15 protein-coding genes are annotated in these 16,514 nt (G+C 36.0%); 11 read left to right on the top strand and 4 right to left on the bottom strand.

The annotated features are described in order from the left end of the window. The first annotated feature begins 358 nt into the window (after nt 1-358). The 6 genes from purE (at nt 359) to ACQH2Q_RS00790 (ending at nt 8,206) form a co-directional block, all read left to right on the top strand. Nucleotides 359-850, top strand: coding sequence for a 5-(carboxyamino)imidazole ribonucleotide mutase (gene purE, locus ACQH2Q_RS00815; protein WP_174515715.1), 492 nt, complete (start codon nt 359-361; stop codon nt 848-850). 7 nt (nt 851-857) lie between these two features. After that, complete coding sequence (gene mutL / locus ACQH2Q_RS00810; protein WP_264339222.1) at nt 858-2,675, top strand: DNA mismatch repair endonuclease MutL; 1,818 nt, start codon at nt 858-860, stop codon at nt 2,673-2,675. 891 nt (nt 2,676-3,566) lie between these two features. Further along, nucleotides 3,567-6,221: a 2-oxoglutarate dehydrogenase E1 component gene (locus ACQH2Q_RS00805; protein WP_425383506.1), complete on the top strand. Its 2,655-nt coding sequence runs from the start codon at nt 3,567-3,569 to the stop codon at nt 6,219-6,221. A 244-nt stretch (nt 6,222-6,465) separates the two neighbouring features. After that, complete coding sequence (locus ACQH2Q_RS00800; protein WP_425383505.1) at nt 6,466-6,678, top strand: hypothetical protein; 213 nt, start codon at nt 6,466-6,468, stop codon at nt 6,676-6,678. 59 nt (nt 6,679-6,737) lie between these two features. Beyond that, a protein-coding gene (locus ACQH2Q_RS00795; RefSeq protein ID WP_264705388.1) for an IS630 family transposase occupies nt 6,738-7,597 on the top strand; the annotation gives its coding sequence in 2 pieces (ribosomal slippage) (nt 6,738-7,062 and nt 7,062-7,597; 861 coding nt in all). 15 nt (nt 7,598-7,612) lie between these two features. Beyond that, entirely contained in the window at nt 7,613-8,206 is a 594-nt protein-coding gene (locus ACQH2Q_RS00790) for a hypothetical protein (protein WP_425383504.1), read from the top strand. Nucleotides 8,207-8,336: 130 nt separating this feature from the next. Here ACQH2Q_RS00790 and ACQH2Q_RS00785 read toward each other — a convergent pair whose 3' ends face one another. After that, nucleotides 8,337-8,933, bottom strand: coding sequence for a TIGR02217 family protein (locus ACQH2Q_RS00785; RefSeq protein ID WP_264329612.1), 597 nt, complete (start codon nt 8,931-8,933; stop codon nt 8,337-8,339). A gap of 350 nt (nt 8,934-9,283) precedes the next feature. Between ACQH2Q_RS00785 and ACQH2Q_RS00780 the strand changes: the two genes are divergently transcribed. After that, complete coding sequence (locus ACQH2Q_RS00780) at nt 9,284-10,609, top strand: IS4 family transposase (RefSeq protein ID WP_264339118.1); 1,326 nt, start codon at nt 9,284-9,286, stop codon at nt 10,607-10,609. Here the strand turns inward: ACQH2Q_RS00780 and ACQH2Q_RS00775 are convergent. After that, a complete protein-coding gene (locus tag ACQH2Q_RS00775; RefSeq protein ID WP_425383503.1) occupies nt 10,606-11,322 on the bottom strand; it encodes a DsbA family protein in 717 nt (238 codons plus the stop codon). The two genes, ACQH2Q_RS00780 and ACQH2Q_RS00775, sit on opposite strands and share 4 nt — an antisense overlap. A gap of 324 nt (nt 11,323-11,646) precedes the next feature. Between ACQH2Q_RS00775 and ACQH2Q_RS00770 the strand changes: the two genes are divergently transcribed. The 4 genes from ACQH2Q_RS00770 (at nt 11,647) to ACQH2Q_RS00755 (ending at nt 14,931) form a co-directional block, all read left to right on the top strand. Beyond that, nucleotides 11,647-11,799 (top strand): hypothetical protein, encoded by a 153-nt coding sequence (locus ACQH2Q_RS00770; RefSeq protein WP_007548541.1) that lies wholly within the window; start codon nt 11,647-11,649, stop codon nt 11,797-11,799. A 166-nt stretch (nt 11,800-11,965) separates the two neighbouring features. Then, nucleotides 11,966-12,889: a Fic family protein gene (locus ACQH2Q_RS00765; protein WP_425383502.1), complete on the top strand. Its 924-nt coding sequence runs from the start codon at nt 11,966-11,968 to the stop codon at nt 12,887-12,889. 95 nt (nt 12,890-12,984) lie between these two features. Beyond that, a complete protein-coding gene (locus ACQH2Q_RS00760; protein WP_425383501.1) occupies nt 12,985-14,463 on the top strand; it encodes a UbiD family decarboxylase in 1,479 nt (492 codons plus the stop codon). A 291-nt stretch (nt 14,464-14,754) separates the two neighbouring features. Further along, nucleotides 14,755-14,931 (top strand): hypothetical protein, encoded by a 177-nt coding sequence (locus ACQH2Q_RS00755; RefSeq protein ID WP_425383500.1) that lies wholly within the window; start codon nt 14,755-14,757, stop codon nt 14,929-14,931. Between the two features lie 322 nt (nt 14,932-15,253). Here the strand turns inward: ACQH2Q_RS00755 and ubiA are convergent, their stop codons facing one another. Continuing rightward, nucleotides 15,254-16,111: a 4-hydroxybenzoate octaprenyltransferase gene (ubiA, locus tag ACQH2Q_RS00750; protein ID WP_264339226.1), complete on the bottom strand. Its 858-nt coding sequence runs from the start codon at nt 16,109-16,111 to the stop codon at nt 15,254-15,256. A gap of 3 nt (nt 16,112-16,114) precedes the next feature. Next, nucleotides 16,115-16,513, bottom strand: a complete 399-nt coding sequence (locus tag ACQH2Q_RS00745; RefSeq protein ID WP_006279769.1) for a ribosome-binding factor A — start codon at nt 16,511-16,513, stop codon at nt 16,115-16,117. Nucleotide 16,514: the final 1 nt, after the last annotated feature.

Genomic DNA, 16,514 nt, shown 5'->3' with positions numbered 1-16,514 from the left:
GTAACTTGTCAATAATTATATGATATCAATATTTAAAACTTTAAGTTGATTATATATTAATATTTTTATCAAATTTCTAGTAATTTTAAATTACCATTTTACCATCAGTCTATCTGAAAAAACCATTTATAGAAAGAACAAGCTAAGATTACAAAGCTTGAAATACAAAAATAATTATTTTATAAATTTATCTTACATAAGAAGTTTATATCTCTATATCTTAATATAAATATTTATTTAAATTTTTAAAATTTCTATTTTAACGAGAATTCTATATATTATATTTATAATATAATTTAAATATTTGTTGCTTTTTAGCTGGAACATTATTTAGTTAGTAAGTAAAATTGTGTTGAATATGACAAAAATAAAAAAAGATATTGCTGTTATTATGGGAAGTGAGTCAGATTACACCACTATGGTCCATACCGTTGATATGTTAAAAGCATTAGAAGCTTCACATGACATATTCATAATATCTGCACATAGAACGCCAGAAAGGCTCTTCAATTTTGCTAAATCTGCACAAGAAGAAGGTTTTAAGGTTATTATAGCTGGTGCAGGAGGTGCAGCTCATTTACCTGGTATGGTTGCGTCACTAACTTGTTTACCAGTTATCGGTGTTCCTGTGCATAGTAAACAATTAAATGGGCTGGACAGTCTACTCTCTATAGTTCAAATGCCAAAGGGTGTTCCAGTTGCAACCATGTCTATAGGAGAAAATGGAGCATATAATGCTGCCATTACTGCCGTATCTATATTGTCAATTTCCAACAGTGAAATTGCAGGTAGGTTAAAAAAGTGGAGAGAGAAACAGACCAAAGAAGTAAAAGAAAAACCAGTTTCATAATAAATCTATGGCAATAATTCTTTTAGACACAAAAACCATAAACCGTATAGCAGCGGGGGAGGTGATAGAAAGGCCAGCAAGTGTAGTAAAGGAATTAGTGGAAAATGCAATAGATGCTGGAAGTTTAGAAATAGAGATTAAAATAGAAAGTGGTGGGCGTAACCTTATTATTGTGACAGATGATGGTAACGGAGTAGAAAAAAACGATTTAGAACTTGCGTTTATGCGCCATGCTACTTCAAAATTGAGCGACAATGAGTTGATAGAAATCAAGCATCTTGGCTTTAGAGGAGAAGCTCTGCCTTCAATAGCAGCAGTAAGTAGGATAAAATTATCGTCTAAGGCAAGAGAAGCAAGTGAAGCATGGTCTATAAGTTATGAGGGTGGAGAGAAAATAGGGGAGCAAACTCCTTACTCTTTATCACAAGGGACACATATTGAAGTACGAGATTTGTTTTTCGCTACCCCAAATAGACTAAAATTTCTAAAAACCGAAAGAGCAGAAACTCAAAGCATTGTTGATATTGTAAACAACCTAGCAATGATTAACTATCATATAGGGTTTACTCTCACTTCAGGTAATAAAAAGCTCTTAAAATACGCTAAGCAGACTTCGTTATTTCATAGATTGTGTGAAGTAGAAGAAGAATTTCAGGGCAATTCTTTGGAGGTCAATGAAGAAGAAGACGACATTAAACTTACGGGACACATCTGTAAGCCGACCGTCAATCGTGGTAAGTCCACTCAGATCTATACGTTTGTTAATGGAAGGCCAATTAAAGATAATTTACTTATTGGCGCAGTTAGGTATGCATATCATGATTTTATTCCAAGCGATAGGTATCCTTTTGCAGCGTTACATTTAGAGATACCTTATGATCAAGTAGATGTAAACGTGCATCCAAATAAGTCAGAAGTAAGGTTTCAGAATAAGAAGCTCATATATGAGATAATGACAAGAGGATTAATTAAAGCATTGTCAAGAAGGATAGGCACCTTTCCAGCGCATGACCAGAAAATGGATTCAACATTGCCAGATCCTTTTGATAAACCTAATGTTCAAAATGAAAGAAGGCCAAGTCCTTTTGAAAATCAACTAATAAAAGAATTTGCTTCTCCAAATGAAAAAGCAAAAGGCTTATCAGAACAGTCAAAATCGTTTGATTATACCGGCATACAGAAATTCCCAGCACAAGCGGAGGCTATGGTTCTAGAAAAAAAGGTGTTAGAGCAAGTTGATTTGATAGAGAGCCACCCGCTCGGGTTTGCACGCTGTCAGGTCTATAATACTTACATTATTGCCGAGGTAAGAGACAAATTGATTATAGTCGACCAGCATGCAGCCCACGAAAGGCTAGTATATGAATGCTTAAAACAAAAATCAAGTGTAAAAAGACAAAAACTACTTCTTCCTGAAACGGTTGAAATCAAAAATCAAGCCGGAATGGAGATGATTGAAGTCTATAAAGATAAGTTATTTGAAATGGGTTTTGATATTGAGATCAAACCAGAAAATAAAGTGATAGTAAAAGAAATCCCTGCAATTTTGGGAGCAATAGATGTGAAAGAGATGCTAATTAACATAATTGATAGATTAACGGAAATAGAAGATACATTGCCAGTAGAAGATAAAGTGAACAAAATATTGGCCACTATCGCTTGTTATGGATCAATTAGAGCGGGTAGAAAAATGAGATTAGAAGAAATGAATGTGCTGCTTAGACAAATGGAAAAAACCCCATATTCCGGGCAATGCAACCACGGAAGACCAACTTATATAGAAATGAAACTCAGTGATATTGAAAAACTTTTTGAGCGTAGGTAATGAGGTTGCCATAAATATGTAAGTGCTCCTTTCTCGTCATCCAAGTAGCTCATAGAAACGAAAAAACTTCCTTGACAAACTCCGTCAGCCCCCTTATCATGGAAGTGAAGCTATTTATTTATCTTCGCAATCTGTGCAGGTTAATGACAAAAAACTTAGGGTATTTGGCGTCTCATGTTTAATTTTTCGCACTACGTGCATCGCATGTCTTTAAAAATTTCTGGGTTTTTACCTATATAAGCCGAAACGCGCTTACAAAGCGTTTAAGACAGCAAAAAACGTCAAATTGACAAGGGAGAATTTGAATACTAGCTACCCTAGGGTTTCTTTGCCTTTTTTCCTGCTTGGTAAATTTCTTAAACACTTGCGGTGTAGGTTAGTTGCAAGTTAAAAGCAGCTAAATCGCTCTTAATCAAGCGTTTTAGAATAAAAAAAACGCCGATATTTTAGTACATGGTAAATAGCCAACCACCACGGGGCTTCTTTTGCCTTTTTTTTCGCTTAGTAAATTTCTTAATGTTTATAGCTAAACGACAACTGTCATCCCGCTACGTGTTAGCGGGATCTCTTGTTAGCGCCGCGGCGGTATGACGTCTCGCTTGCAACCTATAGCTTTGTCATTCCAGTGCTCCTTTTTTTGTCATCCCAGTGCCTTGACTATTTGGATCCAGAAAACTTAGCTTCGAGTCAAGTAGGCTGCAAATAAAAACTGGATTCCAGCGTCACGCGCTGGAATGACACCCTGACAATCGTCATCCCCCTACGTGTTAGCGGGATCTATGTTAAGAGATACCGCGAATGAATCGCGGTATGACGTATAGAAACTAAAAAAGTTCTTTTTTAAAAAACTTAAGTTATACTTATAAGTATTTGATACTTTTTATAGTAATTATGTCGAGTTTAAGCTGCCTTTATGGTGATAATGCAGAATTTGTGGAAGAAATGTATAGCCGTTATCTGCAGGGCGATAAATCAATCGGGAAGGATTGGCACAGAGTTTTTTCAAGCAATTTAGAAGTTAATAAAGCAGAGACTTGCGGTGCACAACATGCAACTAAGGTGGATGATTCGGCTTCTGATTTGGCAAATTTCTTCAGATCTTATGGTCATCTTTTTGCAGACCTTGATCCATTATCGCCAAGTGGAAATAAAGAAATAGATTATCAGAAATATTCGAATCTATCTCCTACGGATGATACTAGAATCTATAGAGATATTTACTGCAAGAATATTGGCTTTGAATTTATGCATATCTCCTCTTATGAAGAGAAAATGTGGCTGCAGGAAAAGATCGAAAATCAAACCTATACGCTGAGCTCACAAGACAAAAAAGAAATACTGAGGCACTTGATCGAATCTGAGATGTTCGAACAATTTCTCCATATGAAATTTCCTGGGTATAAGCGTTTCTCTATCGAAGGTGGAGAGTCAGCTATCGTTGCAATTGAAAAAATCATTAGTGATTCTACGGTTTTTGGTATTGAAGAAATAGTCCTTGGCATGGCTCACCGCGGACGACTCAATGTTCTAACCAAAGTGATGGGGAAAGAATATGCGGCAATGCTGTCTGAATTTCAAGGCAATCTTGCATACCCAAGTGGTCTTGAGGTGTCCGGTGATGTTAAATATCACCTTGGTTACTCTTCTGATCGAGCACTTTCAGGTGGCAAAAAAATACATTTAAGTTTATGCCCTAATCCATCTCACCTTGAAGTGGTAAATCCGGTTTTGGCTGGAAGAATAAGAGCAAAACAGAATATAAGATCTGTGCTTGGCATATCAATTCATGGTGATGCGGCTTTCATCGGTCAAGGAGTGGTTGCTGAAACTTTAACCTTAAGCAATATTGAAGGCTATAAAGTGGATGGCATTGTGCACATTGTCATTAATAACCAAGTTGGTTTTACTGCTAACCCATGTTGCGCACGATCCTCTTTTTATTGCACTGATATAGCAAAATCAATAGAAGCTCCAGTGTTTCACGTCAATGGAGATAACCCGGAAGCTGTGAGTTTTGCTACAAGTCTGGCGATGGAATATAGGCAGAAATTTAAAAAGGACGTAGTAATTGACATAATGTGCTACCGCAAATATGGCCATAATGAAGGTGATGAACCGAATTTCACTCAGCCACTTATGTATAAGGCGATATCAAAGCATAAAACTCCTGGAACATTGTATGAAGAAAAATTGACTGCAGAGAAAGTATTAGATGGCGATGAAGTAAATAAATTGCGCAGTGAATTCAGGGCAAAATTAGATAAAAGTCTTGCTGAATCAGCGGCTTACACTCCAAAAAAAGCTGACTGGTTCGGTGGAGTGTGGTCAAAATTAAGAAGAGCAAAGCTGAACGATTTGAGCGAATACTACACGGATTCTGGTGTTCCGCCAGATGAGCTGAAAAAATTAGGTGTGCGTATAAATAGCAATATCCCAAGTAACTTTAACATTAACAATAAGGTTAGAAAAATACTCGATGGCAGAATAGACAGCATAAATTTTGGTAGTAATATAGACTGGGCAACTGCCGAAAGTCTTGCGTTTGCATCACTGCTCACAGAAAGAATAGGAGTGCGTTTATCAGGACAAGACTCTGGTCGTGGAACTTTCTCGCACCGTCATTCAAGGCTTGTTGATCAGGTAACAGAAGAAGCATTTATTCCGCTAAACAATATAAATGAAAAGCAAGCTCACTTTGAGGTCATAGATAGCGCACTATCTGAGTATGCTGTAATGGGCTTTGAATATGGATATAGTCTTGATTCTCCGTATTCACTGGTGCTCTGGGAAGGACAATTTGGTGATTTTGCAAACGGTGCGCAAATTATGATCGACCAGTTTATCGCATCTGCAGAAACAAAGTGGTTGCGATCAAGCGGTCTAGTTTTATTGCTGCCTCATGGTTATGAAGGACAGGGACCTGAGCATAGCTCCGCACGTATAGAGAGATTTTTGCAACTCTGCGCAGAGGATAATATGCAGGTAGTTAATTGTTCCACTCCGGCGAATTACTTCCATGTCTTACGCAGACAAATGCATAGAGACTTTCGTAAGCCTCTGGTAGTGTTTACACCTAAATCGCTACTGCGCCACAAAAGAGCAGTATCTAACCTATCTGATTTTGAAGGAAAATTCCTCACAGTAATTCCAGAATGTAGAACAGGTTTAGTTTCGAATGATAAAATACGTAAAGTTGTAATATGCAGTGGTAAAGTTTATTACGACATATGTGAAGCACAAAAAATAAACGATATAGCAGTAATACGTTTGGAGCAATTCTATCCTTTTCCTGCAGATAAACTAAGTAATGAACTTGAAAAGTACAAAAACGCTGAAATTATATGGTGTCAAGAAGAACCAAAAAATATGGGAGGATGGTTTTTTGTCAACCCATTGATAGAAGAAGTGTTATCTAATCTCGATATCCAAGCAAAAAGACCTAAGTGTATCGCAAGACCTGCTGCTGCATCTCCTGCATGTGGTTATGTTAGTGTTCACACTCAGCAGCAGGAGGAGATTTTAAAGCAGGTTATGCAGGGGATCTAGCACAATTGTGCAAATATTGAAGCGAAAGCTGGCAAGCGAACATTGTTCATCAGATCTTGACGCTGGGCACTGCAGCCAGGCGCGATAGAAAACGTATCACACCAATCAAACCCTTTTGGTACTCAAGCAAATATAAAAGATTTTTATTCTATTAAAAAAAATTTAATTTTTATTAAAATTTTCATTTATTTTTATTTAAAAAGTAAACATTATTAATATTTACTTTAATTAATATAGGATATATATGAATACAAAAATATTTGAGATGTTAATAAGGAGAACTGGTCTACGCAGAGATAGCAAAGCTGAGATCATACAGTTAAATAGAAATGAAAAAGCTTTTGTAGATGAGGATAAAGAATCTATCGAATTAGCTGAGGCCATTTTTGAAGAGAATAATATGTTTCATTTCCGCAAACCAGGTCCTGCTATGGATTACATTTTGCACAAATTATAGCTCTTTCCATAAAAGTCCGGATGTGATAGGATAAGGGTAGATGATGATAAGGAGGTTGAATGCCAGCAGCATATAGTTATGATTTAAGAAAAAAAGCAATGGAAGCGCTAGACGAAGGAGAAAGCAGAGAAACAGTGGCAGCAAGATTTAAGATTGGAAGAACTACTTTATGGGAGTGGCAGCAAAGAAGAAAAGAAACAGGAGACTTTCAATCAAAAAAACTTGGAAATGGGGGTTACAATCACAAAATTACCGACTGGGATACCTTTGCCAAATTTGCCAGAGAACACGGAGGAAAGACTCTATCGGAAATGGCTAAACTTTGGAACAACGTTAGTATCCAAACGATCTATCGAGCCCTTAAAAAAATTGGATTTACGCGCAAAAAAAGACATATGGATACAAGGAAAGAAACGAAGAAAAACGTGCTGAATTTTTGAAAATTATAGCGACAAAAGAACCTAAAAACTTAGTGTATATAGATGAGTCTGGCATTGATAACACCGAAGACTACCCCTACGGATATTGCCAGAAAGGACAGCGGTTTTATGCCTTAAAATCTGGAAAGAAAACTCAACGAATCAGTATGGTTGCAGCCTTAAGTGGAAGAAAGATAGTTGTTCCGTTAACCTTTGAAGGCCACTGTAATATGGATGTTTTTAATGGATGGTTTGAGCAATTTTTGACACCGATCTTGGAACCTGGACAGACTGTCATTCTTGACAATGCTACTTTTCATAAGTCTGATAAGATTATCGAGCTTGCTAAAGGGGTTGGTGCAGAAATTTTGTATCTGCCGCCTTATTCTCCAGATTTCAACAAAATTGAGCATCATTGGTTTGCTATAAAAAACAGAGCCAGGAAAAACATTCCTCTATTCGAATCCTTTCGTCGTGCTGTTGATTCTGCCTTCCTATGACCTGTTCGGACTATTATGAGAAATGCTATAATAAATGATAGGAAGCTTTTCGAGGAAATGAAAGATAGAGGTACAAGTATAATACGTCTTTTTTCTTTGTTATCAATGTATCATGGTCGTCTCAATTGCTGTGTTATAAGAAAAGGAGGGTGTATTACTGAGTGTGGCATACTTGATTACGCTGGCACCTATCCAGAACTAGTGCCTTTAGAGGACTTTATACTTATTGAGCCTTCCTCGTACCTCGAGTACATTGTGTTTGACAATGAGAATATCAGAAATAGGTTAGCTGAAGACTTAACTGAAGATAAAACAAAATTAGATATCTTTTTGAATGGAATTTTAGCAACAAAGAATTCGGATTTAGTATTATCTTGTATTAACAAGATAGAGGTTCTTAATGAGGAAGATAGATATTTTGTTAATCGCTTACAGAAAAACAACATGCTAGACTACATCTTAAACAAAGATGATACAACACTTGAAAAATTAACTCTAAAGGAATTGTTGAAGCTTTCTATTTTGCAGGAAGAAAAAAGCACTGAGTTAGAATCTCCCCAAGCTTCAAGTGTAAATGTTAGCAAAGCTCAGCAACATTGTAGTATATAGCTGGTGATAAAGTTTAAAATAATTGCATATACTAAGGCTCATTTAAATATAGAGCCTCAGTGGTGCTTAATTTTTTCAATTGATGGTGACTAGTAGCCCTACTATGATGTGGATCTATGCTCGCTTATAACTAAAATTTCACTTCCACCAAGGGGATATTATTCCAGCTATTGCTTCCATAGTCATCAATAGAAGCGTTTAAGTAATCTGTATCAAAGCGCACGGGCACATCAAATTCAAAGCTCGCAGTGATTATCACATCTTTTACTGGTGGCTTCATAAATGTTATTTCTCCAGTTGAATAATTTACTGAATATTCACTCTCTTCTTTACCATTTAAATAAATCTTTACTGTCCCATGTACTGGCTTTTTGATCATACGTATATGCTTATCTTCCCCACTTACATAAGTTTTGATTAGCTGAAAAGTCGTTTTTTTGTTATCTCCTATACCAATCTCTTGATTAATGGCTATAAAATCCGACCAATCCTTAAAACGAAACCCTATTGCTTTACCTTTTCGTGCATGAAAAAATGTTATTAGTTCTAGTAGCTGCTCGTTTGATCTGACCCCGTAAGCTATGTTGTATCTAGTGCGTGCATGAGACCAATTGATGTTGCGCTGTTCACAACCATTGTGAGTTGTTACAACGTCAGTGGAAAATTCCGGTCCTCCAGTGGAACCATAAGATATATTTTCTGGAAATCTAATTTCTGTGAATGACATATACCCTCCTGTGAAAGTAAAATAGTTTGGTTGAAGAAAATGTTGTAATTTGAAAGCGTTTCACATAGTAAATGACGCTATGGAAAGTGGATGAGACTACTGAGTTAAACTGCTGTCACACCCACAGTTACTATACTCAGGTTCATTTGAGTTGTCAAGCAAAAAAATAAAATTTTATGGCAAACTGTAACTAGCCTTGCTTGTGACTTAATTCATCTACTTTTTTGCGTAATACATTCAAATCAGTTGCTCCTACAAACCATACGCGTCAAGTTAAGGAAATAAAGGTATGAAAGAGATAGAATAATAAGGTATAAGTTCTCCCAGATATACTTTTAGTGAGAGAACCAATGAATAAAATAACTTGCTTATCAAAAAAGCTCAAAGAATTTTTTAATGAAAAAGCAGAGAAAATCTCAATTACAACAAGGTTTATAAAAAGAAAGAGAAAGCTAAAAGGTTCATCATTCGTAAAAGCCATGGTCTTGGGTAATATAGGAGTTGATAATTGTAGCGTAGAAACAATGTGTCAATTACTAAACGAGGACTCGATAGATATAACAAAACAAGGTTTGGATTTTAGATTTACTGAAGAAGCAGTGGAATTTATGAAAAGGATGTATAATGAATCTGTGATTCTCTTTAAAAATATCTTGCAAGTTGATTGCAAAATCTTACAGCAATTTAATAGTGTTAAATTATTGGACAGTAGCTATATTACTCTACCTAACAGTATGGAAGAGATGTATAAAGGTTATGGTACTAGCTACAGTGGCTATGAAAGCAATACTAAGTCTGGAATAAAGTTACAATTAGTTTTCGACTACATGAATCAGATAATAGACCAACTTAATTTAACGGAGGGGGTAAGATCAGACCAGGGATATAGGAAACATTTAAGTAATATATTAAGCAATGATTTGCTAATATCTGATCTCGGTTATTTTGTGCCAAGTTCTTTTAAACAAATCAATGAAATAGGAGCTTATTTCATAAGTCGTTATAAATCCGATACCAACATATATGATGTAGAAACAAATCAAAAAATGGAGTTATTAGAATGTTTAGAGGATAAGTTATTTTTAGAAAACGAGGTATTGTTAGGAAAAGAAGCAAAAATTAGAGTAAGAATTATATGTCAGAAACTAACTGAAGAACAGTCTATGGCCAGAAGAAGGAAAGCTAATAGATTAGCAAGATCGCAGGGATATACATCCTCTAAAAGAAATCAAAAATTGTTGAACTGGTCAATATTTATAACTAATGTTCCAGAAAATAAAATTAGTGCTGAGCAAGTATTAACGATTTACAGAGTAAGGTGGCAAATTGAGTTATTATTTAAATTGTATAAAAGCCATATCAGGCTTGATAAGCTAAAAGGAAAGCCATGCAGAGTATTATGTGAACTATATGCTAAATTGTGCGCAATTCTTATATTTCACGGCATAGTTGGTTGCACAGAAGTGAAAAAGAATACAGAACTTAGCTTAACAAAGGCATTTATTGAGCTAAAAAGGCGGGTTAGAGAGTTATTTTTAGTATTAACCAAAATTAATAGTTTAAAAGCATTTCTTAAAAAACTCACTATAACTTGGTCGCGATTTTCATTAAAAGACAAACGTAGAAGGGCTAGAGTATCCACTTTAACCTCTCTAAATTTGCTCACAATCTCTTAACTTGACGCGTATGCTCCTACAAACAGGCTATCTCCAATTATTAAAAAAGGTGTACCACCTACTCCCAAATCTCTTACTAGAAGCCTACTGTTGTTTATCATTTGCTCAATTTTGTCCGCGTTATCTTTTATGGAATCATTAAAATCGTCCTCATCAATCCCTATGTTTTTCACTATATCCAATATGCTTTCGTCTGAAAATTCTCCTTTGTGACTTAAAGCAGCATGGTGAAAATCGAAATATTTTTCTTTATCGAGAAAATAGACAGCTAAAGCACTTTTTGCTGCCTTTAAAGAAGCGTTACCAAGTATTGGAGCATCCCTAAAGATATACTTAATTTTGCCGTCGTTAATTAACTGCTTTATATCATTCTTTATAGCTTTGCAATGTCCACAAGAATAGTCAAGGAAGCCTACAGCTATAACACTACTATTTTCATTTCCGGAGTAAGGATAAGTAAGGTCAAATATTTGATCCTTGTATTGTGAAATTTTACTTTTGGTTACATTATCTCGAGCAGCGTAACTACTTTTAATCGACTCCTCTCTGAGAGTTTTTACGATCTTATCAAAATTTCTGCTTATATAATTATCTAATTTCTCACCTATATAATCATCGCTTAGCATTTGGCTGCGATTTGAAAGCCAATTGTTTATTATCGGCAAGCTTGCTATTGCTATTATTAAAATTAATAAAAACGATATTCTAGACATACAATTTATTTAAAAACCTACAACATAAAACTTTTAGTACACATTTATCTGTATATTAAAAGAAGCATCTAATGTTAATATATAAAAACATTTATATCAAGTGTATTTTATAGTCAGTTTTGCCTCGAATACAAACTTTACGTACAATGATTAGGTATATTGTCACAAAGTTCATCAGAAGACTTGATAATGTAGGTGACCAAACTACCCCCAGAATAGCCAATTATGAGATGCTCTATCTTTTACCGCCACGCTGTAAATACGGCGGTAAAACAAAGTTGATAATTTTATTCCGCTGTGTATAATTTTCCGCGGAATAAACATATGAGTGAACCAATAATTGGCAGAGAAAAAGAAATAGCTATTCTACAAGACAAACTTCTTTCTCAATCAGCCGAATTTATTGCTGTTTATGGTCGGCGTCGTGTAAATGTTGTATTATCTGCATTTTATCAGCATAATATAGAAGTAATGTAATGCAGATATTATGCCGATGCCGAATTATACGATTACTTCTAAAATTGCTAGTTGTCTTATAAGGATTGAAGCAGCAAAAGAAAAAGTGTTACATTTGCCGCTCACTGTATCAATGCTTTTGTCTCTTCGTGAAACTGCACGGCTTTATACCACACACTATTCTACTATGATTGAAGGAAATCGACTTGAACCTAAACAGATTGAAGAGGTTTTAAGTGGTAAAAGCCACTTTCCAAAATATAGGAGAGATGAAAATGAGGTTAAAGGATATTATGCAGCTTTAACTCAAGTTGAACAATGGGCAGCAAGGAGAATACCCATTACTGAGAAAGCTGTTCAAACACTACATGCTCTAGTAATAGCAAGTGGAAAATCTAAAATAAAATCAACACCTTATCGTGATGGTCAAAATGTTATCCGCGATAGTCTTACACGTGCAATAATTTATATGCCACCTGAAGCAAAGGATGTACCAAAGCTCATGAGCAGTATGATTGATTGGATTCGTAACAGTGAGCAAGTGCCTTGCCCAATTATTGCAGGTATTGCGCATTATCAATTTGTAACAATTCACCCTTACTATGACGGTAATGGTCGTACTGCAAGATTGTTGACTACATTAATTTTACACCTTGGTGGGTATGACCTAAAAGGACTTTATTCATTGGAAGAATATTATGCTAAGAATCTAGGAGCGTATTATGAAGCAATCAGTATAGGTCCATCGCACAACTATTACATGGGACGAGCTGAAGCAGATATTACTAAGTGGGTGGAGTATTTCGTAGAAGGTATGGCAAATTCATTTGAGAACGTTTTACAACGTATAAATAAAGAAGAATACCACGCTGATCAGACTGATCTTATACGTAAGCTTGATCCTAAACAACGCAAAGCTCTTGAGCTCTTCCAGGAGTTTTCCGCTATTACAGCTAGTCAGGTTGGCGAACTATTTAATTTTAAGCCTCGTACCAGTGCGCAACTTTGTAAAAAGTGGGTGGAAATGGGGTTTATCAAGATTGTAGATTTTTCCAATAGAGGAAGGAAATACAAACTTAGTAAGCAATATGAGGATTTGATCTCAAATTAACTGAAAGCTCGCTAGGCAGGAAAGTAGTGCATAGGTCAAATTTCAATAAAGTGCTTGAAAACTAAATGTAAACTTAAAATTTTAAAAACTGGAATATGTACAACAACTTACGTGACTTCATCAAAGCCTTAGAAGAAAAAAAAGATCTGATTAGGATTAAGGAGGAAGTTTCAACAGTTCTTGAAATGACAGAAATTCATCGCAGAGTTTTGTCAAGCAAAGGGCCAGCGATCATTTTTGAAAATGTTATCACAGAAAATGGCAAAAATTCGATTCCAGTTTTGGTGAATTTATTTGGTACTATTAAGAGGATTGCATTGGGGTTGAACATAAACCCTGATGAACTAAGAGATCTTGGTAAACTTTTAGCATTTTTGCAATCACCTGAGCCGCCAAAAAACTTTAAGGATGCTATAAAAATGTTTCCTTTGTTGAAAGTCGTGTTATCGATGCGAAGTAAAGTCGTGAGCAAGGCTCCATGTCAAGAGGTAGTGCTAACCGGAGATGAAGTGGACCTAAGTCTACTGCCCATTCAAACATGCTGGCCAAATGAACCTGCACCACTTATCACCTGGCCAATTGTGGTAACGAAAGGACCCACGAAAGAAAAGCAAGATAATTTTAATCTTGGAATATATCGTATGCAGGTTATAGATAAAAAAACAACACTAATGCGTTGGCTTGCACACAGGGGTGGCGCAACTCACCATAAGCGTTGGAAGGAAGAAGGCAGAAAGATGAAATTTCCTGCTGCTGCTGTGATCGGTAGTGATCCTGCAACGATTATTGCTGCGGTAACTCCAGTGCCAGAAACATTGTCAGAATACCAATTTGCTGGACTACTGCGAAAGAAGCCGCTTGAGCTGGTAAATTGTAAGACTATTCCACTTCAAGTACCAGCTCACGCGGAAATCGTTCTGGAAGGCTATGTGAGTTTGGATAGATATCAAGACGAAGGGCCATACGGAGATCACACCGGCTACTATAATTCTGTTGAGCAATTTCCTGAATTTAATATTACTGCAATTACTATGCGTAAAAACCCGATATATCTTAGCACTTTCACTGGCAAGCCACCTGATGAACCATCGATTCTTGGTGAAGCACTCAATGAAATTTTTGTGCCCATTCTTATCAATCAATTTCCAGAGATAGTGGACTTTTATCTGCCACCGGAAGGTTGCTCATATAGAATAGCGATAGTGTCGATAAAAAAATCCTATCCAGGGCAGGCAAAAAGAATTGTTATGGGCATACTTTCTTTTCTAAAGCAGTTTTTATACACGAAGTTTATTATCGTTGTTGATAATGATATAAATGTACGTGATTGGAAGGAAGTAATGTGGGCAATGTCAACGAGGATGGACCCTGTGCGTGATACAATCATGATAGAAAGTGTACCTATTGATTATTTAGACTTTGCTTCCCCTGAAAGTGGACTTGGAGGTAAAATGGGATTTGATGCGACAAATAAAATCCCGCCTGAAACCAAACGAGAGTGGGGAAAGAAAATTGAGATGAGTGAGGAAATAGTAAGGAAAGTCGCGGAGAAGTGGGAGGAATATATGGACTAGACTTCTTGCATAAAAGCAGAAAAAAGTTTGGCGTTTTTTATAATGCCGCGATTGGCATTAACTGATAATTGTGATTTAAGTCCGTCACAGTGCCCTTTTTTTTGTCATCCTATAGCTATACCGCCGCGGTATCTCTTAGCCGCTAACAAGTAGTGGGATGACGAGCTTATCGTCATCCTGCCGCGAACCTTCATACCGCGATTCATTCGCGGTATCTCAGCCGCTAACAAGCAGCGGGATACTTAGGGATGACGGTTGTTGTTTAGCTGTAAATATTAAGAAATTTACCAAATGAAAAAAAAGGCAAAAGAAGCCCTGGGGTTATTATCCGCTTTAAAATATTGGCGTTTTTTATGTTTTAAACGCTTGACAAGCGAGATTCAGCCGCTTTTAATTGCAACTAACTTACGCTGCAAATGTTTAAGAAGTTTACTAAGCAGAAAAAAAGACAAAGAATCCCCGAGTTAGCTAGTCTTTTACTATCTCTGTCGAGTATTGGCATTTTTTGATGTCTTGTAACGCTTTATAAGCGCGTTCAGCTTATTTAGATAAAAATCTAGATGTAGATGAAGTTTTGTAAAGACATACAGTATCTATATACTGCAAAAAATTGAACATAAGACGCCGATACATTAAGTAATCCTTACCTTTTAATCTGCAGATTGGCGAAAGCAAATACAATAGCTTCAGTTTCATGATAAGAGGGCTGGCGGAGTTTGTCAAGCAAGTTTTTTTGTTTCTGCGGGCTACCTGAGTCTATTGATTTCATTAGAGCCGAAACTCTTGAGACCTAGGTGATAATTCTATCTAAAAGAATGCCGAAAAAGAGCAGCAACCCTACGTAGGAATTATTTTTAAATATGGACATGCATTGACTGGGATCGTCAGGATTGAAATTTTTGTATTGGCGGTGAAATATGAACCCTACAGCAAGTAGAGCAATATAAAAAATGTTATTTAATGATGATAAGATACCAGCATATAGCCACGTCATAAGAGATATTAAATAAAATCTTTTCAACCAAGATTTTGTTGTATCACCAAAATATAATGCGGTAGATTTCATCCCGAGTTTTTCATCATCTTTTTTATCTTGATGGGCGTATATGGTGTCATAGCTAAGTGTCCAAAAGACGCATCCTATATAAAACAGCAAGGATTCTATACTGATCTGGTTTGTTATTGCTGCTGAGCCCATGAGCGATCCCATATTGAAGGTAAACCCTAAGAACAATTGTGGCCACCAAACATACCGCTTTAATAAAGGGTAAGTAGCTATCATACACATTGAGATTATTCCAAGTATGAGTGTAGTTTTATTAGTTAATAATAAGATTACCAGGGCAATAAACAGTAGCAGTGAAAGTAAAGCTAAAGCCTGCTTTATGTTTAATGCACCACTTGCAAGTGGCCTATATTTTGTTCGTTCAACGTGCGCATCTATTTTTCTATCGAAGATATCATTGATTATGCACCCTGCGGGTCTCATTAAAAATGCACCTATAGTAAACAAAACAAGGAGAAAAAGAACCTGATACGATAGAGAAGTTGAGGCTAAAAGAATACCGCTCAAACTGGGAAATAGCACAAGCCACAAACCCGTTAAACTGTGCAACCTCATTAATGAAAAGTAACGATTGAAATGCATTAATTAAGTGTGATTATGTAATATTTTGCTTACATTAACAAAATTATCGAACGCTAAGTCAGGCTTGAAAACTAGTTCAGGTATAAATCGCAAATCAACATAACACAATATAGATTTACGTATTGACCATGCAGATTGGTTCATTTCATTAACAACAGTATTAATATCACAATTATTCTCAGAAGGATCTCCAGTGCGTCTTTTTTCTGGATCTAAGTAGTCAGCTACTTGAATATTCAATGAAGATAACACAATATATACATCTGCTTTTTTCAAATCTTTACTTAATTTTACGTCAGATACCGCTACATTTTTATTGAACACCTTACCTTCCATTAGAACTCTTGATATTGCTCTATGCAATACCGATGCTATCTTTAGGTTTCTAATTTCCTTTTTCATA

Source organism: Wolbachia endosymbiont (group A) of Melieria omissa (assembly GCF_964031125.1).
Lineage (GTDB): Bacteria > Pseudomonadota > Alphaproteobacteria > Rickettsiales > Anaplasmataceae > Wolbachia > Wolbachia pipientis.
The sequence above is the reverse complement of the archived record's forward strand: the minus strand, read 5'-3'. Positions and strand labels throughout refer to the sequence as shown.

Excerpts from the sequence above, each read along its gene's own strand:
- purE (WP_174515715.1), top strand. The coding sequence starts at position 359 with ATGACAAAAATAAAAAAAGATATTGCTGTTATTATGGGAAGTGAGTCA.
- mutL (WP_264339222.1), top strand. The coding sequence starts at position 858 with ATGGCAATAATTCTTTTAGACACAAAAACCATAAACCGTATAGCAGCG.
- ACQH2Q_RS00805 (WP_425383506.1), top strand. The coding sequence starts at position 3,567 with ATGTCGAGTTTAAGCTGCCTTTATGGTGATAATGCAGAATTTGTGGAA.
- ACQH2Q_RS00800 (WP_425383505.1), top strand. The coding sequence starts at position 6,466 with ATGAATACAAAAATATTTGAGATGTTAATAAGGAGAACTGGTCTACGC.
- ACQH2Q_RS00790 (WP_425383504.1), top strand. The coding sequence starts at position 7,613 with ATGAGAAATGCTATAATAAATGATAGGAAGCTTTTCGAGGAAATGAAA.
- ACQH2Q_RS00785 (WP_264329612.1), bottom strand. The coding sequence starts at position 8,933 with ATGTCATTCACAGAAATTAGATTTCCAGAAAATATATCTTATGGTTCC.
- ACQH2Q_RS00780 (WP_264339118.1), top strand. The coding sequence starts at position 9,284 with ATGAATAAAATAACTTGCTTATCAAAAAAGCTCAAAGAATTTTTTAAT.
- ACQH2Q_RS00775 (WP_425383503.1), bottom strand. The coding sequence starts at position 11,322 with ATGTCTAGAATATCGTTTTTATTAATTTTAATAATAGCAATAGCAAGC.
- ACQH2Q_RS00770 (WP_007548541.1), top strand. The coding sequence starts at position 11,647 with ATGAGTGAACCAATAATTGGCAGAGAAAAAGAAATAGCTATTCTACAA.
- ACQH2Q_RS00765 (WP_425383502.1), top strand. The coding sequence starts at position 11,966 with ATGATTGAAGGAAATCGACTTGAACCTAAACAGATTGAAGAGGTTTTA.
- ACQH2Q_RS00760 (WP_425383501.1), top strand. The coding sequence starts at position 12,985 with ATGTACAACAACTTACGTGACTTCATCAAAGCCTTAGAAGAAAAAAAA.
- ACQH2Q_RS00755 (WP_425383500.1), top strand. The coding sequence starts at position 14,755 with ATGAAAAAAAAGGCAAAAGAAGCCCTGGGGTTATTATCCGCTTTAAAA.
- ubiA (WP_264339226.1), bottom strand. The coding sequence starts at position 16,111 with ATGCATTTCAATCGTTACTTTTCATTAATGAGGTTGCACAGTTTAACG.
- ACQH2Q_RS00745 (WP_006279769.1), bottom strand. The coding sequence starts at position 16,513 with ATGAAAAAGGAAATTAGAAACCTAAAGATAGCATCGGTATTGCATAGA.